At 69.2% G+C, this 23,043-nt stretch carries 26 protein-coding genes; 9 read left to right on the top strand and 17 right to left on the bottom strand.

Annotated elements, in window-relative coordinates:
• Positions 1 to 46 precede the first annotated feature (46 nt).
• Both purD and phaR read right to left on the bottom strand, forming a co-directional pair.
• Positions 47 to 1,339 carry a phosphoribosylamine--glycine ligase gene (gene purD, locus ABE957_RS08415; protein ID WP_349758217.1) on the bottom strand — a complete coding sequence of 431 codons (1,293 nt, stop codon included), beginning with the start codon at positions 1,337 to 1,339 and terminating at the stop codon, positions 47 to 49.
• A gap of 72 nt (positions 1,340 to 1,411) precedes the next feature.
• Positions 1,412 to 1,876: a polyhydroxyalkanoate synthesis repressor PhaR gene (gene phaR, locus ABE957_RS08410; protein ID WP_349758216.1), complete on the bottom strand. Its 465-nt coding sequence runs from the start codon at positions 1,874 to 1,876 to the stop codon at positions 1,412 to 1,414.
• A 112-nt stretch (positions 1,877 to 1,988) separates the two neighbouring features.
• On the opposite strand from phaR, the gene ABE957_RS08405 reads away from it, so the two are divergent.
• A complete protein-coding gene (locus ABE957_RS08405; protein ID WP_349758215.1) occupies positions 1,989 to 2,702 on the top strand; it encodes a 16S rRNA (uracil(1498)-N(3))-methyltransferase in 714 nt (237 codons plus the stop codon).
• Positions 2,703 to 2,798: 96 nt separating this feature from the next.
• On the opposite strand, the gene rloA3 is transcribed toward ABE957_RS08405, so the two are convergent.
• The 12 genes from rloA3 to ABE957_RS08345 all read right to left on the bottom strand — a co-directional run bounded on the left by rloA3 (position 2,799) and on the right by ABE957_RS08345 (position 12,769).
• Positions 2,799 to 3,353 (bottom strand): retropepsin-like aspartic peptidase RloA3, encoded by a 555-nt coding sequence (gene rloA3, locus ABE957_RS08400; RefSeq protein WP_349758214.1) that lies wholly within the window; start codon positions 3,351 to 3,353, stop codon positions 2,799 to 2,801.
• A gap of 20 nt (positions 3,354 to 3,373) precedes the next feature.
• Positions 3,374 to 4,630 (bottom strand): lytic murein transglycosylase, encoded by a 1,257-nt coding sequence (locus ABE957_RS08395; RefSeq protein WP_349758213.1) that lies wholly within the window; start codon positions 4,628 to 4,630, stop codon positions 3,374 to 3,376.
• Between the two features lie 70 nt (positions 4,631 to 4,700).
• Positions 4,701 to 5,156, bottom strand: coding sequence for a DUF3429 domain-containing protein (locus ABE957_RS08390; protein WP_349758212.1), 456 nt, complete (start codon positions 5,154 to 5,156; stop codon positions 4,701 to 4,703).
• A 38-nt stretch (positions 5,157 to 5,194) separates the two neighbouring features.
• Positions 5,195 to 6,616, bottom strand: coding sequence for a DASH family cryptochrome (locus ABE957_RS08385; protein ID WP_349758211.1), 1,422 nt, complete (start codon positions 6,614 to 6,616; stop codon positions 5,195 to 5,197).
• Positions 6,613 to 6,765, bottom strand: a complete 153-nt coding sequence (locus ABE957_RS08380; protein ID WP_349758210.1) for a DUF2256 domain-containing protein — start codon at positions 6,763 to 6,765, stop codon at positions 6,613 to 6,615. The genes ABE957_RS08385 and ABE957_RS08380 overlap by 4 nt, the downstream gene beginning before the upstream one ends.
• A gap of 204 nt (positions 6,766 to 6,969) precedes the next feature.
• Positions 6,970 to 7,374 (bottom strand): monovalent cation/H(+) antiporter subunit G, encoded by a 405-nt coding sequence (gene mnhG, locus ABE957_RS08375; RefSeq protein ID WP_349758209.1) that lies wholly within the window; start codon positions 7,372 to 7,374, stop codon positions 6,970 to 6,972.
• Positions 7,367 to 7,636 (bottom strand): monovalent cation/H+ antiporter complex subunit F, encoded by a 270-nt coding sequence (locus tag ABE957_RS08370; RefSeq protein ID WP_089847496.1) that lies wholly within the window; start codon positions 7,634 to 7,636, stop codon positions 7,367 to 7,369. Before ABE957_RS08370 ends, mnhG begins: the two co-directional genes overlap by 8 nt.
• A 37-nt stretch (positions 7,637 to 7,673) precedes the next feature.
• Entirely contained in the window at positions 7,674 to 8,147 is a 474-nt protein-coding gene (locus tag ABE957_RS08365; RefSeq protein ID WP_349758208.1) for a Na+/H+ antiporter subunit E, read from the bottom strand.
• On the bottom strand, positions 8,144 to 9,658 hold the full coding sequence (locus ABE957_RS08360; RefSeq protein ID WP_349758207.1) for a Na+/H+ antiporter subunit D: 1,515 nt from the start codon (positions 9,656 to 9,658) through the stop codon (positions 8,144 to 8,146). The genes ABE957_RS08365 and ABE957_RS08360 overlap by 4 nt, the downstream gene beginning before the upstream one ends.
• A complete protein-coding gene (locus ABE957_RS08355) occupies positions 9,655 to 10,002 on the bottom strand; it encodes a Na+/H+ antiporter subunit C (protein WP_349758206.1) in 348 nt (115 codons plus the stop codon). The genes ABE957_RS08360 and ABE957_RS08355 overlap by 4 nt, the downstream gene beginning before the upstream one ends.
• Before the next feature lie 9 nt (positions 10,003 to 10,011).
• Positions 10,012 to 10,446: a Na+/H+ antiporter subunit B gene (locus ABE957_RS08350; protein ID WP_349758205.1), complete on the bottom strand. Its 435-nt coding sequence runs from the start codon at positions 10,444 to 10,446 to the stop codon at positions 10,012 to 10,014.
• Entirely contained in the window at positions 10,439 to 12,769 is a 2,331-nt protein-coding gene (locus ABE957_RS08345) for a putative monovalent cation/H+ antiporter subunit A (RefSeq protein ID WP_349758204.1), read from the bottom strand. The genes ABE957_RS08350 and ABE957_RS08345 overlap by 8 nt, the downstream gene beginning before the upstream one ends.
• 264 nt (positions 12,770 to 13,033) lie before the next feature.
• Between ABE957_RS08345 and ABE957_RS08340 the strand changes: the two genes are divergently transcribed.
• The 6 genes from ABE957_RS08340 to ABE957_RS08315 are packed head-to-tail and all read left to right on the top strand — an operon-like array spanning position 13,034 to position 18,870.
• Positions 13,034 to 15,862 (top strand): monovalent cation/H+ antiporter subunit A, encoded by a 2,829-nt coding sequence (locus tag ABE957_RS08340; RefSeq protein ID WP_349758203.1) that lies wholly within the window; start codon positions 13,034 to 13,036, stop codon positions 15,860 to 15,862.
• A complete protein-coding gene (locus ABE957_RS08335; protein WP_089847482.1) occupies positions 15,862 to 16,200 on the top strand; it encodes a Na+/H+ antiporter subunit C in 339 nt (112 codons plus the stop codon). Before ABE957_RS08340 ends, ABE957_RS08335 begins: the two co-directional genes overlap by 1 nt.
• Positions 16,197 to 17,708: a monovalent cation/H+ antiporter subunit D gene (locus ABE957_RS08330; protein ID WP_349758202.1), complete on the top strand. Its 1,512-nt coding sequence runs from the start codon at positions 16,197 to 16,199 to the stop codon at positions 17,706 to 17,708. Before ABE957_RS08335 ends, ABE957_RS08330 begins: the two co-directional genes overlap by 4 nt.
• Positions 17,705 to 18,202 carry a Na+/H+ antiporter subunit E gene (locus tag ABE957_RS08325; RefSeq protein WP_349758201.1) on the top strand — a complete coding sequence of 166 codons (498 nt, stop codon included), beginning with the start codon at positions 17,705 to 17,707 and terminating at the stop codon, positions 18,200 to 18,202. Before ABE957_RS08330 ends, ABE957_RS08325 begins: the two co-directional genes overlap by 4 nt.
• Positions 18,196 to 18,465 carry a K+/H+ antiporter subunit F gene (locus tag ABE957_RS08320; protein ID WP_349758200.1) on the top strand — a complete coding sequence of 90 codons (270 nt, stop codon included), beginning with the start codon at positions 18,196 to 18,198 and terminating at the stop codon, positions 18,463 to 18,465. The genes ABE957_RS08325 and ABE957_RS08320 overlap by 7 nt, the downstream gene beginning before the upstream one ends.
• Positions 18,466 to 18,486: 21 nt before the next feature.
• Positions 18,487 to 18,870 (top strand): Na+/H+ antiporter subunit G, encoded by a 384-nt coding sequence (locus tag ABE957_RS08315; RefSeq protein ID WP_349758199.1) that lies wholly within the window; start codon positions 18,487 to 18,489, stop codon positions 18,868 to 18,870.
• 57 nt (positions 18,871 to 18,927) lie between these two features.
• Here ABE957_RS08315 and hemH read toward each other — a convergent pair whose 3' ends face one another.
• Positions 18,928 to 20,016, bottom strand: a complete 1,089-nt coding sequence (gene hemH / locus ABE957_RS08310; RefSeq protein ID WP_349758198.1) for a ferrochelatase — start codon at positions 20,014 to 20,016, stop codon at positions 18,928 to 18,930.
• A 135-nt stretch (positions 20,017 to 20,151) separates the two neighbouring features.
• Here hemH and ABE957_RS08305 point away from each other — a divergent pair, with 135 nt between their 5' ends.
• Together ABE957_RS08305 and ABE957_RS08300 are read left to right on the top strand one after the other, a co-directional pair.
• Positions 20,152 to 21,759 (top strand): cryptochrome/photolyase family protein, encoded by a 1,608-nt coding sequence (locus ABE957_RS08305; protein WP_349758197.1) that lies wholly within the window; start codon positions 20,152 to 20,154, stop codon positions 21,757 to 21,759.
• Positions 21,756 to 22,151 carry a thiol-disulfide oxidoreductase DCC family protein gene (locus ABE957_RS08300; protein ID WP_349758196.1) on the top strand — a complete coding sequence of 132 codons (396 nt, stop codon included), beginning with the start codon at positions 21,756 to 21,758 and terminating at the stop codon, positions 22,149 to 22,151. Before ABE957_RS08305 ends, ABE957_RS08300 begins: the two co-directional genes overlap by 4 nt.
• 93 nt (positions 22,152 to 22,244) lie before the next feature.
• On the opposite strand, the gene ABE957_RS08295 is transcribed toward ABE957_RS08300, so the two are convergent.
• Positions 22,245 to 22,547, bottom strand: coding sequence for a DUF6482 family protein (locus ABE957_RS08295; RefSeq protein ID WP_349758195.1), 303 nt, complete (start codon positions 22,545 to 22,547; stop codon positions 22,245 to 22,247).
• A 133-nt stretch (positions 22,548 to 22,680) separates the two neighbouring features.
• On the bottom strand, positions 22,681 to 22,974 hold the full coding sequence (locus tag ABE957_RS08290) for a hypothetical protein (RefSeq protein ID WP_349758194.1): 294 nt from the start codon (positions 22,972 to 22,974) through the stop codon (positions 22,681 to 22,683).
• Positions 22,975 to 23,043 lie beyond the last annotated feature (69 nt).

The raw sequence follows: 23,043 nt of genomic DNA, 5'->3' as shown, positions 1-23,043 counted from the left end.
TCCTGTGCTGGTGGTTCCGGGGCCGCTCGTTCAGGGAGGCTCGTCGTCAGGCGTCGCCGCGCTCCCGGGCGATGGCCCGATGGGCGATATCGCGACGGTAGAGCACCTCGGGCCAGGCGATCTCGGCGACGCCCCGGTAGGCCAGGTCGCGCGCCGCCCCCACGTCGTCACCCAGCGCCGTGACGCAGAGCACCCGGCCGCCGGCGGTGACCACCTGGCCGCCCTGCTCGGCCGTGCCGGCGTGGAAGACCTTGCAGCCGGTGGCCTCGGCGGCGCCGAGCCCGTCGATGGCATCGCCCTTGCGGTAGCTGCCCGGGTAGCCGCCGGCGGCCAGCACCACACCTACCGCGGGACGCGGGTCCCAGTCGCAGGCGAGCCCCGCCAGCTCGCCGCGCGCGCCGGCCAGGCACAGCTCGGCCAGGTCGGAGCGCAGCCGCAGCATGATCGGCTGGGTCTCGGGGTCGCCGAAGCGGCAGTTGTACTCGATCACCTTGGGGTTGCCCTCGGCGTCGATCATCAGGCCGGCGTAGAGGAAGCCGGTGTAGGCGTGACCCTCCTCGGCCATGCCCTGCACCGTGGGGCGGATCACTCGCTCCATGATACGCGCGAAGACGCTGTCGGTGACCACCGGCGCCGGGGAGTAGGCGCCCATGCCGCCGGTGTTGGGGCCGGCATCGCCATCGAAGGCGCGCTTGTGGTCCTGGCTGGTCGCCATGGGCAGGATGGTCTCGCCGTCGACCATGACGATGAAGCTCGCCTCCTCGCCCTCCAGGAACTCCTCGATCACCACCCGGGCGCCGGCATCGCCGAAGGCGTTGGCCTCGAGCATGTCGCGTACCGCCGCCTCGGCTTCCGCGGCGGTCATCGCCACGATCACGCCCTTGCCGGCCGCCAGGCCGTCGGCCTTGATGACGATGGGCGCGCCCTTCTCGGCCAGGTACTCGAGCGCCGGCTCTACCGCGGTGAAGGTGCGATAGTCGGCGGAGGGGATGGCGTGACGGGCCAGGAAGTCCTTGGTGAACGCCTTGGAGCCCTCGAGCTGGGCCGCGCCGGCCGTGGGGCCGAAGATCGCCAGACCCGCCTCGCGGAAGCGGTCGACCACGCCCTCGACCAGCGGCGCCTCGGGGCCGACGATGGTCAGCGCGACGCCCTCGTCCCGGGCGAAGGCCACCAGGCCGTCGAGATCGTCGACGCCGATCGCGACGTTCTTAAGCCCCGGCTCCCGGGCCGTGCCGGCGTTGCCGGGGGCCACGAAGACCGTCTCCACTCGGGGTGACTGGGCGACCTTCCAGGCCAGGGCGTGTTCGCGGCCACCGCCGCCGATGATCAGGACCTTCATCCGCTTGACTACCTCAGAACCGTGCAAGAAACGTCGCGGCATTATGTCAGAAACTGACGCCCGGCGCCTCGCTTACGGCTTGCCCTTGCCCGCATCGTCGTCGCTCGAGGTGCCGCCCTGGTTGATGGTCTTCTGCCAGAACTTCATGTTCTCCTCGGCCATCTCGCGCATCAGCTCCATGGGCGAGTGGCGCATGGCCTGCTGCCACTGATCCTGCATGCGGTGCTGCTGCTCGAGCATCAGCTTGGTGCCCTGCTCGAGATAGCGTGACAGCGGCAGCGGCTGGGCCATGTCGTAGACCCGGATGAACTGCGCCAGCAGGTCGTTGGAGAACACCTGGGCGTCGCCGTCGGCCTGCTCCTGCTCGATGATGATCGACAGCAGGATGGTGCGGGTCAGGTCCTCGCCGCTCTTGGCATCCTCGACCCGGAAGGGCACTTCGTCGATGATCAGGCCGCGCAGATCCTCGAGGGTCACGTAGCGGCTCTGTTCGGTATCATAGAGCCTGCGGTTGGCATACTTGCGAATCACGCGCACGGCGCTGCTCCTTGTTCTGTGAAGGGCGGCTGCCCCCGTAGCGCTATTGTGCACCGCGACACCATCCATGCAAGGCATAGCCCCTATTCAGTCTTTAACGCGGCGAGGCGCCATGAACCTGATCCTGCTTTCCCCCGAGGACGTCGAGAACCACCGCCTGGCCCGGGTTCGTGACCCGCGCCGACTGGCGCACCTGCGCGAGGTCCATCGCGCTCGCCCCGGGGACACCCTGACGCTGGGCATCGCGGGGGGGGCGCTGGGGCGCGGCGAGCTGCTGAGCCTGGACGACGACGAGGCGTGCTTCGACGTCTCCGCGCTGGATCAGCCGCCGCCGCCGGCGCTGCCGGTGCACCTGGTGCTCGCCCTGCCGCGCCCGCGGATGCTGGCTCGCAGCCTGGAGCACGTCACGGCCCTGGGGGTGAAGCAGATCACCCTGCTCAATACCCGCCGCGTGGAGAAGAGCTACTGGCAGTCACCGGAGCTCGAGGACGAGAAGATCCATCGCCACCTGGTGCTGGGCCTGGAGCAGGCCCGCGACACCCGGCTGCCCGAGGTGACCCTGGCCAAGGGCTTTCGCCCCTTCGTCGAGGACCGGCTGCCGGGGCTGCTCAAGAGTCGGCGCGGCCTGGTGGCCCATCCGGGCATGCCTGACGACTGTCCCCGCGGGCTAGACGAGCCGGCGGTGCTGCTGGTGGGGCCGGAGGGCGGCTTCATCCCCTGGGAGGTGGAGCGACTGCTCGAGGCCGGCTGCCAGGGGATTCACCTGGGGCCGCGCATCCTGAGGGTGGAGACCGCCGTCACCGCCCTGCTGGCCCGGCTCTTCTGAGTCGGCGTGCTCTGAATCTCCCCTGAATCCAAGTTCCTAGCAGAATCGCGGCCGAGCCCGTCAGGGGCTCGGCCGCGGGTAGGGGCAACGGCGGCGCTACTCCGCCTCGTCGGGATCGTGAGCGACGAAGGGGGCGTCGTCGCTGCAGTCGGGCTCGATCAGGAAGGTCTCGCTCACGTCGAGCAGACCGAGATGGCCGATGGAGCGGCGCCCGAGCAGCAGCGGGTAGTTCATCTCCTCGCGGTCGCGAAGCCCGAACTGCTCCTCGTAGACGGTATCTCCCAGGCAGACGTTCATCAGTACCACCGGCCGCTCATCGACGCCGCCGGCGCCGCGCACCCGAAGGTCGCGGTATAGCGGCAGCTCCATGCGCTCGGTGAAGGTCTCGCCGCTGGCCTCGTCCTCGAGTTTCAGGCGAAAGCGCACCCAGTCGTCGCCCTCCTTCTCGAACATCTCGATATCGCGGGCGTCCAGCGATGAGGTCAGGGCGCCGCTGTCGAGCTTGGCCTTCACCTCGACGCCCCAGGGCTCCAGGGTCGCCTTCTCGACCCAGCCAAACACGCTGCCGTGGTCGTCACCCGCGAGGGCCGCCGGCGCCGCGCTCGAGAGCAGGGCAGCCAGCAGCAGCGGGCGGTAACGGGTCGCAATCATGATCACCTCCGAAACGAGGCTCAGCGCCGCAGGCGCTCGAGCAGGGTGAGGGTCGCGAAGCCGTCCGGCGTGACGCCGATGGCGCCCTGAAAGGCGCGCAAGCCGCGACGGGTGTTGGGGCCCATGATGCCATCCGGAGCGCCCACCCCGAAGCCGCGCTCGTTGAGCAGGCGCTGCATCTCACGCACCTGGCCGCGGCTCAGCGGCTGCTGCTCCCGGGGCCACGCCTGCACCACGCCCTCGCGGCCGGCGATCTCGTCGGAGAGGGCACCCACCGCCAGGGCGTAGCTGGTGGCGTTGTTGTAGCGCAGGATCGCCCGGAAGTTGCGCCCCACCAGGAAGGCCGGGCCCTTGGCGCCGGCGGGCACGATCACCGAGGCGGCGCTGAAATCGGGCAGCGGCTCGCCGCTCAGGGTGCGTACGCCCTGCTCGGCCCACTCGCCGCTGGACAGCCGATGGGCAAGCTCCGTGCGGGCGTAGTCGAACCCGTCGGGGAGGCGAACCTCGACGCCCCAGGGCTCGCCCGCCTGCCAGCCGGCGCGGTCGAGATAGTGGGCGGTGGAGGCCATCACGTCGGGAATGCTGCCCCAGATATCGCGGCGCCCGTCGCCATCGCCATCCACGGCATAGGCCACGAAGCTCGAGGGAATGAACTGGGTGTGCCCCATGGCGCCGGCCCAGGAGCCGATCATGCGCTCGGGCGAGATATCCCCCGCCTCGAGGATGCGCAGCGCCGCGAGCAGCTCGGTCCGGGCAAAGTCGCTCCGGCGGCCGTCGAAGGCCAGGGTGGCCAGGGCCTCCAGGGTCGAGAAGTCGCCGAAGTTGCCGCCGTAGTTGCTCTCGATGCCCCAGATGGCGACGATCACCTCGGCCGGCACCCCGTAGCGACGCTCCATCTCACGGGCCGTGTCACGGTGCTCGGCCAGGCGCTCTCGTCCGGTGGTGACCCGGGTCGCCGAGACGGCACTGTCCAGGTACTGCCAGATCGGCCGCACGAACTCGGGCTGGGAACGGTCGAGCTCGATCACCCGCGGGCGATAGCGCAGGCCATCCAGCGCCCGCGACAGGGTCGCCTCGGAGATGCCCTCGGCCCGCGCCTCGCGCCGGAAGCGGGATAGCCAGCCCTGGAAGTTTTCCGCGGCGGCCGGCTGGGCGGTCTCGGCGACGGCCACCGTGGTCGCCGCGCCAGGCGACTGTGCTCGGGCCTCGCTGGGCGGGGCCGCCTGACAGCCGGCCAGCAAGGCCAGCAGCAGAGTGGGGGTCAGCATCCGTTTCATCGTCGCTCCTGCAGGGCATGTCCATCAACCGAGCGATCATCGCCCAGAACCGCGCGCCAGGAAAGCCTGATCAGGCGCCGACGAGCCGCCAGATCACGAGGCCATGACAGGCCAGCACCACCAGGGTCAGCAGCGTGCGCAGGGATTGATACCAGTCGGGCAGCTGCGCCCGGCCGTCCCGGGAGCGCTCGTGGAAGCGCACCAGCAGAAAGCCCGCAACCAGCACCCAGGCGCCGGTGAGCGGATGCAGCAGCAGCGCCGGCCAGGCCAGCAGGCTCGGCACCATGGCGAGCAGCATGCGCGCGCGGAACGGCGCCTCGCCGGGGCGCTCCCGGCACATCGCCACGCCCCACTGCACCCCGCCCAGGAAGGAGAGGATCACCGCGGCGTAGGCGAGGAAGGCGCGGATGGCGACGACCTGCCAGGCGATCGGCGCGAGCCAGGCCGCTGCCGTGGTCGCCACGAAGGGAAGCAGGCCGGCCAGGCCCAGCAGCCGAGGCAAGGGGGGCATGGCGATGCGGTTCATGGCGGTTCCTTGTCCGGTGAGAGGTGAGAGAGGCGGTGTCAGCGGTGCCGGGGATCGTGACCGCCCGCGGGCGAGTCGTCTCGCTCGCCCTGGGGCAGCAGCCAGTCGCGCCAGCCCGGCGCCTCCGCCACGGGCGAGGCGAAGCGCGTGGGCGCCACTCGCCAGGGCTGATGCCGGGCCGGGCCGGGCGGCAGCTCGGCGAGCTCGGGCTGCCAGTGGGCGACGTAGTCTCCCGCGGGGTCGTAGTCGCGGGCCTGCTTGAGCACGTTGAACCAGCGATCGCGGGTGTCGCGCCCCACCCCGGCCACGTAGCGCCAGTTGCCCCAGTTGCTGGCCACATCGTAATCGACCAGGCAGGCCTCGAACCAGGCCGCCCCCAGGCGCCAGTCTCCCGCGAGCTCGTGGACCAGGAAGCTCGCCACGTTCTGCCGCGCGCGGTTGGAGAGCCAGCCGGTGGCGGCCAGCTCGCGCATCGCCGCATCCACGAAGGGCACGCCGGTGCGCCCCTCGCACCAGGCGTGAAAGCCGTGGTCCGGCGCCGGCAGGCGACGGTCGCCGTAGAGCGCCGCGCCCTCCTGCCGCGCCGCCCAGTGAAAGTACTCGCGCCACAAGAGCTCGAAGACGACCCAATAGCTCGACTCATTGGCGCCGTGCCGGGCTTCCCAGGCGCGCACCGCATCGCGCACCTGGCGCGCCGACAGGCAGCCGTGGGCCAGACAGGGGGAGAGCCGGGTGGAGAAGTCGGCACCGACCAGGCCATTGCGGGTCTGCTTGTAGCGGGCGATGGCGCCGCTCTGCCACAGGTAGTGATCGAGGCGCGCCAGGCCCGCCGCCTCGCCGCCGGCGAAGGCGAACTCGCCGCGGGCGTCCGGCGCCCAGGCGGCCGCCAGGGCGCACACCTGACCAAGCGGTGGAAAGCCGCGCGGCGCGCCCTCCGGCCAGCCGGGCAGGGTCACCGGCGCCGGGACGGCATCGGGGATCGCCCCGGCGCGCTCGACCCGACGGCGAAATGCCGAGAAGCTCCCCGGCAGCTCGGCGAGCGCCGTGGGCAGGGAGGCCTCGTCGAGCAGCGTGCCGGTGTCGAAGCGGCTCAGCGTCACCTTCTCGCCCAGACGCGCCACGGCCTGCTGCTCCTCCCAGCCGGGATCGGCGCGCACCCGCACCTCGTCGATGGCGTGCTCGTCGACCAGCGCCGCCACCGCCTCGACGGGATCCCCGATGCGCACCAGCAGATCGCTGCCGCGCTTGAGCAGCTCGCCGCGCAGCTCGATCAGGCTCTCCCACAAGAAGCGCAGGCGGGCCGGCCCGATGCGCGGCGCCCCGAGCCCGGGCAGCGGCTCGAGCCAGGCCTCATCCAGCGCGAAGACGCAGAGCAGCGCCTCCGGGGGGGTGGCGAAGGCGAACAGCGGGTTATCGGCCAGGCGCAGGTCATTGCGCAGCCATATCAGGGTCCGGCTCATAGCGCTCGCTCCTGGCGTCGGGCCTCGCGGCGACAGCGTTCGCTGCAATGGCGAACCTCCTCCCAGGCGCGTGCCCACTTGCGTCGCCAGGCGAAGGAACGCGCGCAGTGGGCGCAGACCTTGTGCGGGAGATGCGGCTTGCGGTGCATGGCGGCAGCCTCAAAGGTGGACAGAGTGTTTTAATAGTACAGTATTTGTACAAATAAACACTCCCGGCGGCCACCATGGAGGCGTCGAGGCATTCAACGCGCCCGACGCCCAGGGCTCAGGATCCAACGCTCAGGATCCAACAAGAAGGGGCCGCCCGAAGGCGGCCCCAACAGTCGTCGTTGCGCATCGGACGAGCGCGTATGTCAGGAGGCGTCCGGCTCGTCGGGGAGGCGGCGCTCGCGCTCTTCGGCCGGTGCGCCGCTCTTCAAGTCGCGGGTCAGGGGGTCGAAGTGGGGCTTCAGTTCGTCCTTGACGGTGCCCGCCCAGAGCCGGGCGCCGACGATATAGCCCGCCCGTCCGATCACATGGGCCGCCACCGGGGCGGTCATCATGATGAAGAGGATCACCCCGAAGGCGCGCGCCACCACCGCCACCTCGGCGAAGTGCAGCGCCACCGCCAGCATGATCAGGGCGGTGCCCAGGGTCGCGGCCTTGGTGGTGGCGTGCATGCGGGTGAGCAGGTCGGGCAGGCGCACCACCCCCAGCGCCGCCAGGAACATGAAGAAGGCGCCGGCCAGGATCAGGCCGCCCTCGAGGGTCTCAATCATCGCGGGGTCCTCCACGCTCCAGGAAGCGGGCGAAGCCGATGGCGGCCATGAAGGCCATCAGCGCCATGACGATGGCCACGTCCAACAGGCTCGGCACGTCGGTGGCGATGGCGATCACCCCGATGATGCCGACGAGGATCGACGAGAAGAGCTCCAGGGCCACCACCCGGTCCGGCAGGGTGGGGCCGCGAAACAGGCGCACGAAGGCCAGGCACAGCGCCAGAACCATCACCGCCAGGCTCACAAGGATCACGGGGGACACCGGATCACCTCCTATGTCGAGTGGAAAAGAACCGGCCCTAGTGGAACAGGGCCAGCGCCCGGCGCTCGAGCTCGGCCAGGCTGCGCCTGAGCGCCGGCTCGTCATCCAGGAACATGGCGTGGATGTAGAGCACGCGACGGTCGTCGGAGACGTCGAGGCTGAGGGTGCCCGGCGTCAGCGAGATCAGGTTGGCGACCAGGGCGATCTCGAATTCGGTGGTGGCGCGCAGCGGCATGGCGATCACCCCCGGCTTCATGTACCAGGTCGGGGTGATGATATCGAAGGCGACCTTGAGGTTGGCCATCACCAGCTCCTTGAGGAAGAAACCGACGAAGCGGATCAGCCGCGGCAGGCGCTGGGCATGTCCGGCCAGCGCCGGCACCTGGGGCTGGATCAGCGCCAGCACCAGGTAGCCGAAGAGCAGCCCGGCGAGCAGGTTACGGCCGCTGAAGTCGCCGGTGAGCACGATCCAGGCGAAGCCGAGCATCAGGTTCCAGGCGGCTCCGATCATGGCGCGCCCTCCCCCGCCGTGCCGAGCACGGCCTCGATATAGCGCTCTGGCGCCAGCAGCTGATCGGCCGAGGCCTCGGCCAGGGCATAGATCGGCCCGGCATTGAGGCCGATGAACAGGGTGCAGAGCGCCAGGCCCGCCACCGATGCCGACATCAGCCACATCGCCCGCGGCTCGACCGCCGGCACGGGCTCGCGCTCCTCCTCCGGCGCTGCCTTCCAGAACACCTCGGCCCAGATCTTGATCATCGAGTAGAGGGTGAGCAGCCCCACCAGCAGCGCGATGAAGGTCACCCCATAGGCCTCGGCCTCTATGCCGGCGCGGATCACGATGAACTTGGCGAAGAAGCCCGACAGCGGCGGCATGCCGGCCAGCGACAGCGCCGGGATCAAAAACAGCACGGCAAGCCAGGGGTGGCTGCGATAGAAGCCGCCCAGCGAGGCGAGCTGATAGGTGCCGCGCAGCCGATGGACGATGCCGCTGACCAGGAAGAGGTTCGTCTTCACGATGATGTGGTGAATGATGTAGAAGACCCCGCCGATGATCGCCAGGGGGGTGAACAGCGCCAGCCCGAGGATCATGTAGCCGATCTGGCTGACGATGTGAAACGACAGGATGCGGCGAAACTCGAACTGCGCCGCCGCCCCGAGTACGCCGGAGAGCATGGTGAAGCCGGCCCCCCACAGCAGGATCTCGTGGGTGTAGCCGGGACTGTGGTGGAAGATCAGCGTGAACACCCGGTAGAGCGCATAGACTCCGACCTTGGTCAGCAGGCCGGCGAACAGCGCCGAGACCGCCACCGGCGGGGTGTGGTAGGAGGCCGGCAGCCAGAAGAACAGCGGGAAGGCCGCCGCCTTGATGCCGAAGGCCACCATGAACATCATCGCCAGGACATCGACCATGCCATCGTCCTGAAGCGTCGCCAGGCGCCGGGCGATGTCGGCCATGTTGAGCGTGCCGACCATGCCGTAGAGCAGCCCCACGGCGACCAGGAAGGTCACCGAGGAGACCAGGTTGAGGGTGACGTACTTGATCGCCCCCTCCATCTGTGCCTTCTCGCTGCCCAGGATCAGCAGCGCGAAGGAGGCCACCAGCATCACCTCGAACCAGACGTAGAGGTTGAAGATATCGCCGGTGAGAAAGGCCCCGGCGACCCCGGCCAGCAGCAGGTGCATCAGCGGGAAGTAGCCGTAGGCCTCGTGGCCGCGTCCTACCGTGGCCAGCGAGAAGAGCGCCACGGCGAAGCCGATGATGCCGGTGAGCACCACCATGATCGCGCCCAGCAGGTCGGCCACCAGGCTGATGCCGAAGGGCGCCGACCAGCCGCCCATGTGCATCACCAGGATGCCGTCGCGCTGGACCGTGGCCAGCAGCCACAGGCTGGTCAGCAGCAGGCCGGCGGTACCTGCCACGGCGATGAAGCGCTGCATGCTCCGGGAGCGCCAGAACAGCAGCGACACGGCGCCCGCCAGCAGCGGGATGAGGATAGGCAGCGCGATCTGAGGCATCACGTGTCGGTTTCCCTCATCTTGTCCAGATCATCGGCGCCCACGATCTCCCAGGCGCGGCGCACCAGCACCACGGCGAACGACAGCACCCCGAAGGCGATGACGATGGCCGTGAGCACCAGCGCCTGGGGCAGCGGGTCGGCCACCGGGCCCGCCGGCGCCGAGAGGTCCTCGGGCACCAGCGGCGGGGCGCCGCGCACCATGCCCGCCGTGGCGAAGATCAGCAGGTTGGCGGCGTTGGAGAGCAGCATCAGCCCGATCACCAGCTTGACGATGGAGCGACGCAGCATCATGTAGACGGCGGCGGCGAAGAGCGTGCCGATCGCGACGGCTATCAGGGGTTCCATGGCGCCTCCTCAGTGATCGTCATCGTGCTGGTCGGTCTTGACCAGGGCGGTGATGGCCGTGAGCACCGAGCCCACCACCACCAGGTAGACCCCGATATCGAAGATCAGCACTGTCGAGGCCTTGAAGTCGATGATCGGGATGGTCCACCACTGGGCCGTGAAGAAGGGCTCACCGACCCACCAGGCCGGCAGCGTCGAGCCCACCCCGAGCAGCAGCCCCATGGCGACCAGGTCGCGGGGCGACACCGCGAGCATCCGGTTCAGGGGGCGACGCCCGAAGGCGAAGAGGTAGAGCGCGAAGGCCGCCGCCGCCACCAGGCCGGCGATGAAGCCCCCACCCGGCTCGTCGTGGCCGCGCAGCAGCAGGAACAGCGAGAAGAGCAGCTGCAGCGGCAGCAGCAGCCGCGCCGCGGCGCTGAGAATCAGCGTGCCCGATCTAGCCATCGTCGCTCTCCCTCGGCGGCGCGGGAGGAGCGGCAGCGTGGTCCCGGGCATGGAAGCGCAGCATGGCATAGACCCCGGTGGCCGCCAGCGCCAGCACGAACATCTCGCCCAGGGTATCCAGCGCCCGGAAGTCGACCAGGATGACGTTGACGATGTTGTGGCCGTGACCCAGCGGCTGGCTGTTGGCGACCATGTAGTCCGAGATGCGCGGCAGGCGCTCCCCGGAGAGCACCGAGAGCATCAGCAGGGTGATCAGCCCGCCGGTGAGGACGGCGACGACGAGGTCGCGCAGCCGCTCCAGCGGCGTGGAGAGGGTCGCGAAGTGCGGCAGGCGAAACAGCACCAGCACCAGCAGGATGACCGTCAGGGTCTCCACCAGCAGCTGGGTGATCGCCAGGTCCGGGGCGCTGAACAGCACGAAGGTCAGCGCGATGGAGAAGCCCATGGTGCCCAGCGCCGCCACCGCCGCCAGGCGCGAGCGCATTACGCAGGCCGCCACGGCCCCGGCGACCATCAAGCCCGCGACCACGGCCTCGTGCAGGTAGACATCCAGGGCGACATCGAGCGCGAAGGTGTGGCGGAAGAACAGCGCATGGCCGACCAGGCCGACCAGCACCAGCAGGGTCATGGCCAGGTAGTTACGGATGTGCCCGTTCTGCAGCAGCCGTGTCTGCCAGCCGGCCACGGCCACCATGCCGGCCATCAGCGCCTCATAGCCGGCCTCGGGGCCGCGCGCCATGAGCGGCGCGAGGCACGCCAGCCGCGCCCGCAGGCGATCCCAGTAGCGGTAGGTCAGAAGGCCCAGCGCCAGGCTCAAAAGCGACAGCGCCAGCGGCAGGTTGAACCCGTGCCACAGCGACAGGTGCACGCCGGCCGCGGGCGCGCCGATGCCGGCCAGAGTGGCGGCCACCAGCGGGTCGAGCAGGCCCGGCGCCAGGCCGAAGACGAGCGACAGCGCGGCCAGCAGCGCGGGCCCCGCGAGCATCGCCGACGGTGCCTCGTGGGGCGTCTTCGGGGTCTCGCGCGGGGCGCCGAAGAAGGGACGCATGGCGATGATGATGGCGACGGCCAGGGTCAGGAAGGCGGCCGTGAAGGCAAGCAGCAGAACCAGCGGCCGCCAGGCCTCGGTGGAAAGCACCGAGGCGAGCATCGCCTCCTTGCCGACGAAGCCCAGCAGCGGTGGCAGACCGGCCAGCGACAGGGCCGCGACGCAGGCCACGGCGGCGGTGCGCGGCATCGTACGACGCAGCCCGCCCATGAAGGTGACGTCCTTGGTGCCGGTCCCGTGGTCGAGGATGCCCGCCACCATGAACAGCGCCCCCTTGTAGAGGGAGTGAGCCAGCAGGAAGACCACGAAGGCGGTCAGCGCCTCGGGGGTACCGTGGCCCAGGAGCATGGTCAGGGTGCCCAGCGCCATCACCGTGGAATAGGCCAGCAGCGTCTTGACGTTGGTGTGCTGGATCGCCAGGAAGGCACCGGTGGCCATGGTCACCGCGCCGACCAGCGACAGGGTGGATACCCACAGGTCGGTGCCGCCCAGCGCCGGATGCAGGCGCGCCAGCAGGTAGATGCCCGCCTTGACCATGGTCGCCGAGTGCAGATAGGCCGAGACCGGGGTGGGGGCGGCCATGGCGTTGGGCAGCCAGAAATGGAAGGGAAACTGTGCCGACTTGGTGAAGGCGCCCACCAGCACGCAGAGCAGCAGCGGCGTGTAGAGCGCATGGCCACGCAGCGTCTCGCCGCGCTGCACGAGTTCGGCAAGCGACCAGCTGTCGCCGGCTCCGGCGAGCATGACGAAGCCGGCCAGCAGTGCCAGCCCGCCGCCCACGGTGACGAAGAGCCCCTGCAGGGCCGCCTTGCGGGCCGCGGGATCGGTGTGATTGAAGCCGATCAGCAGGTAGGAGGTGACGCTGGTGAGCTCCCAGAAGACGAAGAGCGTGACCAGGTTGTCGGCGAGCACCAGGCCGAGCATCGACATCATGAAGGCGGTGATCACCACCAGAAAGCGCGGCAGGTCGCGATGGCCGCGCAGATACTCCCCCGAGTAGACCAGCACCAGGGCGCCGATCCCGGTGATCAGCAGGGCGAACAGCCAGGCGAGGCCGTCGATCAGGAAGGTCAGGGTGATGTCGAGCCCCGGGACCCAGGCCCACTCCAGCAGAAGGACCTCGCCGGCGGCGATCGCCGGCCACTGGGCGATCAGCCAGACGGCGATCGCGGCGGGCAGCAGGGCCATGACCTGCGACGTTCGGGCCCCGAACCACTGGTGCAGCAGCGGGGCCAGGCCCGCCATCGCGAAACCTCCCAGCAAGGCAAGTTGCATCGGCCACCCTCCCTGTGACGATGGAACGCGCGACAGCGGCGCGCCCCCTCGATGAGGTCCACCTACTCTAGAGAGACAAAGTGTTGAAAGGCAAGGAGGCAGCGGGGGAATTCGCTTTGCGTTAAAGTGGCAAGGAGCCAAACCATGGGGGGCCTTGACCCAGGGACGGGGAGTGCGATCGTGTGTCGCTTGCCTCATCCTGTTCCCCGGGCGCGTGATTCAGACGCCCTCCCCGTTTCCGAACCCGCGCAGGATGACCGATCGATGACACTGCTGTGGATAGCCCTGCTGCCCCTGCTGGGGGTTCTGGTGCCCGCGTTCACCGCGCAACGCGGGCGACGCTTCTGCTCCCTGGCCACCGCGCTGCTGCCCGCGCTGGCGCTGCTGATGACCCTTGGCCAGCTGCCGACCCTGGCGGCCGGCGAGACGCTGCGCTTCGCCGTCGACTGGGTCCCCACCCTCGGCCTCGAGCTGGCCTTCCGGCTGGACGGCCTGTCGGTGCTGTTCAACCTGCTGATCATGGGCATCGGCCTGCTGATCCTGCTCTATGCGCACTACTACCTGTCGCCGGAGGAGCCCTTTGGTCGCTTCTACGCCTACCTGATCCTGTTCATGGCCTCCATGGTCGGCATCGTGATGGCCGATAACCTGCTGCTGCTGTGGCTTTTCTGGGAGCTGACCAGCCTCTCCTCCTTCCTGCTGATCGGTTTCTGGTCGCACCGAAGCGATGCCCGCAAGGGGGCGCGCATGGCGCTGACCGTGACCGGCGCCGGCGGCCTGGCACTGCTCGCCGGCCTGCTGCTGCTGGGCGACATGGTCGGCAGCTACGACATGCAGGTGGTGCTCGACAGCGGCAGCGCGATCCTCGCCGACCCGCGCTACCCCTGGATGCTGGGGCTGGTGCTGCTCGGCGCCTTCACCAAGTCGGCGCAGTTCCCCTTCCAGTTCTGGCTGCCCCACGCCATGGCCGCCCCCACCCCGGTCTCGGCCTACCTGCACTCGGCGACCATGGTCAAGGCGGGCATCTTCCTGATGGCGCGCCTGCACCCGGCCATCGCCGGCAGCGAGCTGTGGACGGTGGTCGTCTCGCTCATCGGCATGGCGACGCTGCTCTACGGCGCCTGGTTCGCGCTGATGAAGACCGACCTCAAGGGCATCCTGGCCTTCTCCACGGTGAGCCATCTCGGCCTGATCACCGTGCTGCTGGGAATCGGCAGCCCCATGGCGGTGCTCGCCGCCCTCTTCCACATCCTCAACCACGCCACCTTCAAGGCCGCGCTGTTCATGTGCGCGGGGATCATCGACCACGAGACCGGCACCCGTGAGCTCAAGCGGCTCGGCGGGCTCCGGCGCGCCATGCCGGTCACCGCGCTGCTGACCACCCTGGCCGGCGCCGCCATGGCCGGGGTGCCGCTGTTCAACGGTTTCCTCTCCAAGGAGATGTTCTTCACCGAGACCCTGGAGAGCCCGGTACTCGGCGGACTGAGCTGGCTGCTGCCGGTGCTCGCCACCCTGGGCGGCATCCTCTCGGTGGCCTACTCTCTGCGCCTGGTGCATGCGGTGTTCTTCAAGCCGGCCCGTGAGGCGCCGCCGAAGTCGCCCCACGAGCCGCCCTGGCTGATGCGCGCCCCGGTGGTGCTGCTGGTGGTGATCTGCGTTCTGGTGGGCCTCGCCCCGGTGCTGGCCGAGGGCCTGCTGGGCCTGGCGCTGGCGCCGGTGCTCGGCGAGGCGATGAGCTTTCACCTGGCGATCTGGCACGGGGTCAACCTGCCGCTCGCCATGAGCGGGGTGGCGCTGGTCGCCGGCGTGGCATTGTACGCTCGCCATCGCGACCTGCAGCGCTTCCTCAAGGGGTTTCGCCCGGTGGACGCGCGCCTGGTGTTCGAGGGCGCCGTGCAGCGACTCACCGCCCGGGCCGAGACGACGCTGCGCCGCATCGACAACGGCTCCCAGCAGCGCTACGTGGGCCTGCTGCTGCTGGCCTCGCTGGTGGTGGCGGGGCTGGGCCTGTCCGGCATGCCGCTGCTCACCGGCAGCCAGGGCAACCAGCCCGTCGACGGCGTGCTGCTGGTCGGCGCCGGCCTGCTGATCTTCGGCGGCCTCGCCACCGCCGCCACCCACCGCTATCGCCTGATCTCGCTGCTGATGCTCTCGGTGGTGGGGCTGGTGGTGGCGCTGACCTTCGCGCGCTTCTCGGCGCCCGACCTGGCGCTGACCCAGCTGTCGGTGGAGGTGGTGACCATGATCCTGCTGATGCTGGCGCTCTACTTCCTGCCGCAGCACACCTCCCGGGAGACCTCGGCGACCCGCAACGCGCGCGACATCGTGCTGGCCGGCGCCCTGGGCATGGCGGTGGCCAGCCTCAACTATGCGGTGCTGACCCGCGACACCATCAGCCTCTCGAGCTTCTTCCTGGAGAACAGCGTGTCGGGCGGCGGGGGCCACAACGTGGTCAACGTCATCCTCGTCGACTTCCGTGGCTTCGATACCCTGGGCGAGATCACCGTGCTGGCCCTGGCGGGGCTCGCCATCTTCAAGCTGCTGCGGCGCCTGCGCCTGTTCATGCCCCACAGCGACACCGAGGGCCGCCTGTGGTCGCCGGACCGCTACCCGGCGATCCTCACCTCGATCTCCCTGGCCCTGCTGCCGCTGGCGCTGCTGGTCTCGGCATTCATCTTCCTGCGCGGCCACAACATGCCCGGCGGCGGCTTCATCGCCGGCCTGGTCACCGCCGTAGCGATGATCCTGCTCTACATGGCTCGCGGCGTGGAGTGGGCCCAGGAGCGGCTGCAGTTCGAGTACCAGCCGGTGGCCATCGCCGGCGTCGGCATCGCGACCCTGACGGGACTCGGCAGCTGGCTGTTCGGCGAGCCGTTCCTGACCTCGGCCTTCGGGCACTTCCACCTGCCGCTGATCGGCGACTTCGAGCTGGCCACCGCCATGCTCTTCGATCTGGGGGTCTACCTGGCGGTGGTCGGCGCCACCCTGATGATCCTGGCCAACCTGGGCAAGGTCACCACGCCCCATAGCCCGGCCAAGGGGGCCCCGGCCACCGACGAGAACCTGTCCCGTTCCAGCAAGGAGAAACACTGATGGAAAGCCTCTACGCCATCACCACCGGCGTGCTGACCGCCTGCGGGCTCTACCTGACGCTGCGTGGCCGGACCTTCCCGGTCGTCGTCGGGCTGACCCTGCTCTCCTATGCGGTCAACCTCTTCCTTTTCTCCATGGGGGGACTGACGACCGGCGGCGCGGCGATCATCGATGGCCAGTCCCACTTCGCCGACCCCCTGCCCCAGGCGCTGGTGCTGACCGCCATCGTGATCGGCTTCGCCATGACCGCCTTCGTGGTCATCCTCGCCATGCGTGCCCGCAGCGAGCTGGGCAATGACCACGTCGACGGTCGCAAGCGAGAGGAGCCTCACCGGTGATGCAGCACCTGATCGTTCTTCCCGTCGTCCTGCCGCTGGTGGTGGGACTGATCCTGCTGCGCAGCCGACACGGCGCCATGCGCACCCACCGCACGGTGGGCGTCGCCGCCACCGCCCTGCTGGTGGTGGTGGCGATGCTCATGCTGGCCCGGGCGGCCGGCGGCGAGGTCACCTACTACGCGCTGGGCGGCTGGCAGCCGCCCTTCGGCATCGTGCTGGTGCTCGACCGCCTCTCGGCCCTGATGATCATGGTCACCTCGCTGCTGGCGCTGGGCTGCGTGATCTTCGCCTGCGCCGGCGACGACGAGCGCGGCAGCAACTTCCACGGCCTCTTCCAGCTGCAGCTGATGGGCATCAACGGCGCCTTCCTGACCGGCGACCTGTTCAACCTCTTCGTGTTCTTCGAGGTGCTGCTGCTGGCCTCCTACGCGCTGCTGATCCACGGCGGCGGCAAGTCACGGATCCAGTCGGCGGTGCACTACGTGGTGCTCAACCTGGTCGGCTCGTCGCTGTTCCTGATCAGCGTGGGCGTGCTCTACGGCGCCACCGGCACCCTCAACATGGCCGACATGGCCGTGCGCCTCACGGAGCTGCCGGCCGAACGCGCGGGCCTGGTCACCGCGGGCGGCCTGATGCTGCTGGTGGTGTTCGGTCTCAAGGCCGCCATCCTGCCGCTCTACTTCTGGCTGCCGCGGGCCTATGCCGCCGCCCCGGCGCCGGTCGCCGCGCTCTTCGCAATCATGACCAAGGTCGGTATCTACGCCATCCTGCGGGTCTACACGCTGATCTTCGGCGAACAGGCCGGGGTCCTGGAGGCCCTCGAGCGCCCCTGGGTGTGGTGGCTGTCGCTGGCGACGATGGTGGTGGCCGGCATCGGCGTGCTGGCCGCCCGCGACCTGCGCCTGATGGTGGCCTATCTGGTGGTCGTCTCGGTGGGCACCCTGCTGGCCGGCATCGGCATGGGCTCGCCGGAAGCCGTCTCCGCCCTGCTCTTCTACCTGGTGCACAGCACCCTGATCACCGGCGCGCTCTTCCTGCTGGCCGAGATGATCGGCCTGCAGCGGGGCAAGGCGGGCACGCGGCTGGTCAAGGGGCGTCCGCTGCGCGACGGTCGCCTGCTGGCCGGGCTGTTCTTCGTCGGGGCGATCGCCGTGGCCGGCCTGCCGCCGCTGTCGGGCGCCATCGGCAAGGCGCTGCTGATGGATGCCGCCGCGCCCTGGCAGCAGCCGTGGCTGTGGCCGATCCTGCTCGGTACGGGCCTGGCCACGCTGGTCGCCCTCTCGCGCGCCGGCTCGACGCTGTTCTGGCGCAGCCACGACGGCGAACCCAGCGGCGAGGCGCTCTCGCGCTCGCGCTGGCTCGGCGTCGGCGGGCTGCTCGCCGCCTCGCCGCTGCTGGTCGCCCTGGCGGGCCCGGTCAGCGACTATACCCGCGCCACCGCCGACCAGCTGGCCGACCCGGATGTGCTGGTGCGTGCCGTCCTGTCTGATGCCGGAGAGTCCCCATGATCACGCCTCGTCGCTGGCTCCCCCTGCCCCTGCTGTCGATCCTGCTGCTGGTCGTCTGGCTGCTGATGACCCGCAGCATCGCGCCGGGACAGATCCTGCTGGGCGGAGTCCTCGCCCTGATCATCCCGCTGGCCACCTATCGCTTCTGGGACGCCCAGCCCCACGTGGCACGCCCCTGGCTGCTGCTGCGCTTCGTGGCGCGCGTGCTCGGCGACATCCTGATCGCCAACATCCAGGTGGCCTGGCTGATCATCAATCCGCGCCAGCGCATGCGCCCGGCCTTCGTCGAGTATCCGCTGATGCTGGAGGAGCGCTTCACCATCACGCTGCTGGCCAACACCATCAGCCTCACCCCGGGCACGGTCTCGGCCAACATGCGCATGGACGGCAAGTCGCTGCTGATCCATACCCTCGACATGGAGGACGAGGACGCGCTGATCGAGACGATACGCGAGCGCTACGAGCGGCCGTTGAAGGAGATCTACGAATGCTAGACATCGCCCTGAAGATCAGCATCACCCTGATCCTGATCTCCATCCTGCTGAATGTCTATCGCCTGACGGCCGGGCCCGACATGCCCGATCGCATCCTGGCGCTGGACACCATGTACGTGAACTCCATCGCGTTGATCGTGCTGATGGGTCTGTGGCTGAACACCAAGATCTATTTCGAGGCCGCCCTGCTGATCGCCATGCTCGGCTTCATCAGCACGGTGGCGGTCTGCAAGTACATCCTGCGCGGCGACATCATCGAATAGGCCAGCAACGTCGGAGCTACCATGAACTTCTTCGTCATTCTGGAGGGCGTCATCGCCTTCTTCCTGATCGCCGGAGGCATCTTCGCCTTCATCGGCTCGCTGGGCATGGCCCACCTGCGCGACTTCTACATGCGCCTGCACGGGCCGACCAAGGCGACCACCCTGGGGATCGGCTGCATCCTGATCAGCTCGATGCTCTACTTCTCGACCATCCAGGGCGAGCCGATCATCCAGGAGATGCTGATCACCCTGTTCCTGTTCATCACCGCGCCGGTCAGTGCCCACCTGCTGGCCAAGACGGGCCTTCATCTCACCCTCAAGCACGTGCCGAAGACCCGCGGCAAGCCCGTGGAGCTCTACCGCGAGGAGGTCGGCGAGAAGCCCGTCCCGCACCCGGAGCTGTGAGCACGAGCGAAGGCCGGGCGCCTGCGCGGCAGGCGCCCGGCCTTTAGGTTCTGGCCCCTAGACCCAGCCGCCGAGCTCGTTGTCGATCACCGAGAGCAGCGCGGCGATGTGGTCGTCGCGGTCGTTCAGGCAGGGAATGTAAGTGAAGGTCTCGCCGCCGGCGGCGAGGAAGGCGTCGCGGATCTCCTCCTCGATCTCCTCGAGGGTCTCCACGCAGTCGGCCGAGAAGGCCGGCGAGACCACCGCGATGTGCTTCCTGCCCTGGCGGGCCAGCTCGGCGACGTGCTCCACGGTGGCCGGCCCCACCCACTCCTCGGGACCGAACTTCGACTGGAAGGCCGTCTGGATGGCCTCTTCTTCCCAGCCCAGGCGCTCGCGCAGCAGGCGCGTGGTCTTCTGGCACTGGCAGTGGTAGGGGTCGCCCTCCAGCAGGTAGCGCTTGGGCACGCCGTGGTAGGAGGCCACCAGCACCTCCGGGGGGGTCTCGGCGGCCTCATAGGCCTCGCGCACCGAGCTCGCCAGGGCGTCGAGGTAGGCGGGATGCTCGAAGTAGGCCGGCACGGTACGCAGCGACGGCTGCCACTTGAGCTTCATCAGTGTGCGGAAGGCCTGATCGTTGGCGGTGGCCGTGGTCGGCGCGGCGTACTGGGGGTAGAGCGGGAAGAACAGGATCCGCTCGCAGCCCTCGGCCTGCAGGCGGCGCAGCACGCTGTCGGTGGAGGGATTGCCGTAGCGCATGCAGAAGTCCACCACCACCCGGTCGCCGTGGCGCTCGGTCAGCCCTTCGGCCACCTTGCGGGTCTGCTCCCGGGTGATGGTCAGCAGCGGGCTCTCGTTCTTTTCGGTGTTCCAGATGCCGCGATAGGCCTCACCGGACTTGAAGGGCCGGCGCGAGAGGATGATCAGCTGCAGCAGCGGCTGCCACTTCCAGTCCGGGTAGTCGACCACCCGCTTGTCGGAGAGGAACTCGCTCAGGTAGCGGCGCATCGACCAGTAGTCGGTGGCATCCGGCGTGCCCAGGTTGGCCAGCACCACGCCCACCTTGCCCCGCGGCACGGCGGGATGATCGGCGGGCGCATGGGGCGGGCGGTCCGCCCGAGGCTGGTCGTGGTCGGAGGCGGCGAGCGGCGTCTCGGGGGCGGCCATGGGGGTCTTCCTTGTGGTCACACGGGTGAACGGGGTGTCGCTGAGTGCGATGCAGGCTAAAGCCTACCACCGACGGGCGCTATCGCGGAATCGAGTTATACTATAGCGACCATTTGTATAACTTCTGGTCAACTCATGCCCACACCGCTGATCCTGGTCCTCGGCGACCAGCTGAGCCACGACCTCGCGAGCCTCAGGGAGCTGCCGGACGAGGCGATCATCGCCCTGTGCGAGGTCGGCGTCGAGGCGAGCTACGTGCCCCACCACCCCCAGAAGATCGCGCTGATCTTCTCGGCCATGCGCCACTTCGCCGCGGAACTCCGCGAGCGCGGCCTCCGCGTGCATTACAGCGCCCTGGAGGACGCCGACAACGCCCAGGAGCTGATCAGTGAGGCCGAGCGCCTGGCCGCGCACTACGGCTGCGACGAGATCCGCGCCGTGCGTCCCGGCGAGTGGCGGCTATGGCAGGCGATGCGCGAACGGGCCGAAGCCAAACTGCCCTGGCGGCTCGTCGAGGACGATCGCTTCTTCAGCACGCCCGAGGCCTTCGACGCCTGGGCCCGGGGCCGCAAGGCGCCGCGCCTGGAGCACTTCTATCGCCTGCTGCGCCGCCGGACCGGGCTGCTGATGGAGGGCGACGAGCCCGCCGGCGGCCGCTGGAACTTCGATCACGACAACCGCGAGCCCCTGCCCGACGCGATCCACCCGCCCGCACCGCCCGAGCACCGCCACGATGCCACCACCCAGACGGTGCTCGACCTGGTGGCCGAGCGCTTCAATGATCACTTCGGGCGCCTCGCGGGCTTTCACTGGCCGGTGACCCGCCAGCAGGCGCTGGATGAGCTGGCGCACTTCCTCGACCACCGGCTGGCCCAGTTCGGCCGCCTGCAGGACGCCATCAGCGATAGCGAGCCGTTCCTCTACCATTCGCGGCTCGCCGCGGCGCTCAACCTCGGGCTGCTCTCGCCCCGCGAGGTGTGCGAGGCGGTCGAGCGTGAGTACCTCGAGGGGCGCGCGCCGCTGAACGCCGCCGAGGGTTTCATCCGCCAGATACTGGGCTGGCGGGAGTACGTGAGCGGGCTCTACTGGACACGCATGCCCGACTACAAGCGCGGCAACGCCCTGGGCGCCCGCCGCGGCCTGCCAAGCTTCTTCTGGGACGGCGAGACCGAGATGCGCTGCCTGCGTCGCGCCATCGAGATGACCCGCGACCACGCCTATGCCCACCATATCCAGCGGCTGATGGTCACCGGCAACTTCGCGCTGCTCTGCGACGTGGCGCCCGAGGCGCTCTGTGACTGGTACCTCGCCGTTTACGCCGACGCCTGCGAGTGGGTGGAGCTGCCCAACACCCTGGGGATGGTGCTGCACGCCGACGGCGGGCTGATGGGCTCCAAGCCCTACTGCGCCTCGGGCAAGTACATCGATCGCATGTCGGATCACTGCCGGCACTGCCGCTTCGACCCGAAGCGGGTCACGGGCCCCGACGCCTGCCCCTTCAACAGCCTCTACTGGGACTTCCTCGAGCGCCACGCCGAGACCCTGAGTGCCAACCCGCGCATGAAGCTGATCTACGGCAGCCTGTCACGCATGAGCGATGACAAGCGCGCGGCCATGCGTGAGCAGGCCGGCGCCTTCCTCGACCGCCTCGACGCCGCGCCCGCCTATTCCCCCGCCGGCGAACACCGGGCGGGCTATGCCCCCAGCGACGACCATCCTGCCGCCGAGGAGACGACGCCATGACCCGACGCGCCACGCTATCCGCCCGCGCCCCGGTGACCCTCTTCCACGACGGCCACTGCCCGCTATGCCAGCGGGAGGTGGCCTGGCTGGCGCGTCATCCGCGCCGCGAGCGGGTCAGGCTGGTGGATATCCAGGCGGCCGACTTCGACGCCGCGCGCCTCGGCAGCAGCTTCGCGGCGATGATGGGCCGGCTGCACGTCCGCGACGAGGACGGCCGCTGGTACGTGGGCATGGACGCCAGCCGCGCGCTCTATGCGGTGCTGGGCTATCGACGGCTGGTCTGGCTGAGCACCCTGCCGGGAATCGGCGGGGTGATGGATGCGGGGTATCGCTGGTTTGCCCGCCGGCGTCTACGCCTGGGGCGCTGGCTGAAGCGGCGGGGAAAGGGCTGACTTGCTAGGGCCGACTCGGAGAAGCTGGCCCGAGGGGGCGACTCGAGGGCGACTCGACGTACCGGCTCAAGAGGCCAACTCGCAATCGCTGGTTCAGAAGACCAGCGGCATGCGCGAGGTCAGCGGGTCCTGGTAGTGCGTCTCGCGCCCGATGACCTCGTCGTGGGGCACCTGCTGCACCAGGTAGGCACGGTGGATGCCCGCCCGCCGAAGCTCGTTGTAGACGTCCTCCAGCGAGCGAAACAGGATCGGCTTGCCGGCGCGGGTCAGCATGTGGCGGCCGCCCTCCACGTCCTCGAGCTCGACCTGGTAGAAACGGCTGCCGGCGTGGCCGATCACGCGAATCTCGAAATTGTCGTGGTGGGCCACGAAGTCCTTCAATGCCTGGAAATCCATGGGGCCATCCTCCTGATGTCCGGTCGGTGATGTCGGAGTGCACGCTCGGGACAGCCTGAAGCGCCCCGATGACGATCGCGTGTCGCCGATGTTACCTCCCAGTGACCCTGGTCCCCCGGCCGAGGTTCCGGCGCTACTGATATTCGGAGGGATCGATGGCCTTGCCCAGGGAGTTGCGATCGACCCACTTGCCGGCCTTGGTCTCCTTGTAGCGGAACACCACCTTGTCACCGACCTTCACCGGCAGCTCGGAATCCTCGGTCTGATAGCTGTAGGCCTCACCGTCCACCTGCAGGTGGTAGCGATAGAGGTCGGGCATCCCCAGCCACTCCTTGAAGGGACCTTCACGCTCCATCGACTGGAGCTCGCCGCGCCCCTCGAGTTTCGGGATCCGCTGGCGATTGCCGCGTCGAAATCCGCCTGCCATGGTGTCTCCTTCCTGTGTGATTCAAGGGAACGGCATTATACGGGGCCGCCGACGGGACTCAAGGACGCC

The organism is Halomonas pelophila (assembly GCF_040196315.1).
GTDB classification, from domain to species: Bacteria; Pseudomonadota; Gammaproteobacteria; order Pseudomonadales; family Halomonadaceae; genus Halomonas; species Halomonas pelophila.
This window is presented reverse-complemented; position numbering and strand designations above follow the sequence as displayed.

Coding starts and splice junctions, on each gene's coding strand:
- ABE957_RS08380 (WP_349758210.1), bottom strand. CDS start 6,765: ATGCACCGCAAGCCGCATCTCCCGCACAAGGTCTGCGCCCACTGCGCG.
- ABE957_RS08355 (WP_349758206.1), bottom strand. CDS start 10,002: ATGGAACCCCTGATAGCCGTCGCGATCGGCACGCTCTTCGCCGCCGCC.
- ABE957_RS08350 (WP_349758205.1), bottom strand. CDS start 10,446: ATGGCTAGATCGGGCACGCTGATTCTCAGCGCCGCGGCGCGGCTGCTG.
- ABE957_RS08385 (WP_349758211.1), bottom strand. CDS start 6,616: ATGAGCCGGACCCTGATATGGCTGCGCAATGACCTGCGCCTGGCCGAT.
- ABE957_RS08300 (WP_349758196.1), top strand. CDS start 21,756: ATGACCCGACGCGCCACGCTATCCGCCCGCGCCCCGGTGACCCTCTTC.
- ABE957_RS08340 (WP_349758203.1), top strand. CDS start 13,034: ATGACACTGCTGTGGATAGCCCTGCTGCCCCTGCTGGGGGTTCTGGTG.
- ABE957_RS08335 (WP_089847482.1), top strand. CDS start 15,862: ATGGAAAGCCTCTACGCCATCACCACCGGCGTGCTGACCGCCTGCGGG.
- ABE957_RS08365 (WP_349758208.1), bottom strand. CDS start 8,147: ATGATCGGAGCCGCCTGGAACCTGATGCTCGGCTTCGCCTGGATCGTG.
- ABE957_RS08305 (WP_349758197.1), top strand. CDS start 20,152: ATGCCCACACCGCTGATCCTGGTCCTCGGCGACCAGCTGAGCCACGAC.
- ABE957_RS08290 (WP_349758194.1), bottom strand. CDS start 22,974: ATGGCAGGCGGATTTCGACGCGGCAATCGCCAGCGGATCCCGAAACTC.
- ABE957_RS08395 (WP_349758213.1), bottom strand. CDS start 4,630: ATGAAACGGATGCTGACCCCCACTCTGCTGCTGGCCTTGCTGGCCGGC.
- purD (WP_349758217.1), bottom strand. CDS start 1,339: ATGAAGGTCCTGATCATCGGCGGCGGTGGCCGCGAACACGCCCTGGCC.
- ABE957_RS08315 (WP_349758199.1), top strand. CDS start 18,487: ATGAACTTCTTCGTCATTCTGGAGGGCGTCATCGCCTTCTTCCTGATC.
- hemH (WP_349758198.1), bottom strand. CDS start 20,016: ATGGCCGCCCCCGAGACGCCGCTCGCCGCCTCCGACCACGACCAGCCT.
- mnhG (WP_349758209.1), bottom strand. CDS start 7,374: ATGATTGAGACCCTCGAGGGCGGCCTGATCCTGGCCGGCGCCTTCTTC.
- ABE957_RS08325 (WP_349758201.1), top strand. CDS start 17,705: ATGATCACGCCTCGTCGCTGGCTCCCCCTGCCCCTGCTGTCGATCCTG.
- rloA3 (WP_349758214.1), bottom strand. CDS start 3,353: ATGATTGCGACCCGTTACCGCCCGCTGCTGCTGGCTGCCCTGCTCTCG.
- ABE957_RS08345 (WP_349758204.1), bottom strand. CDS start 12,769: ATGCAACTTGCCTTGCTGGGAGGTTTCGCGATGGCGGGCCTGGCCCCG.
- ABE957_RS08320 (WP_349758200.1), top strand. CDS start 18,196: ATGCTAGACATCGCCCTGAAGATCAGCATCACCCTGATCCTGATCTCC.
- ABE957_RS08295 (WP_349758195.1), bottom strand. CDS start 22,547: ATGGATTTCCAGGCATTGAAGGACTTCGTGGCCCACCACGACAATTTC.
- ABE957_RS08390 (WP_349758212.1), bottom strand. CDS start 5,156: ATGAACCGCATCGCCATGCCCCCCTTGCCTCGGCTGCTGGGCCTGGCC.
- ABE957_RS08405 (WP_349758215.1), top strand. CDS start 1,989: ATGAACCTGATCCTGCTTTCCCCCGAGGACGTCGAGAACCACCGCCTG.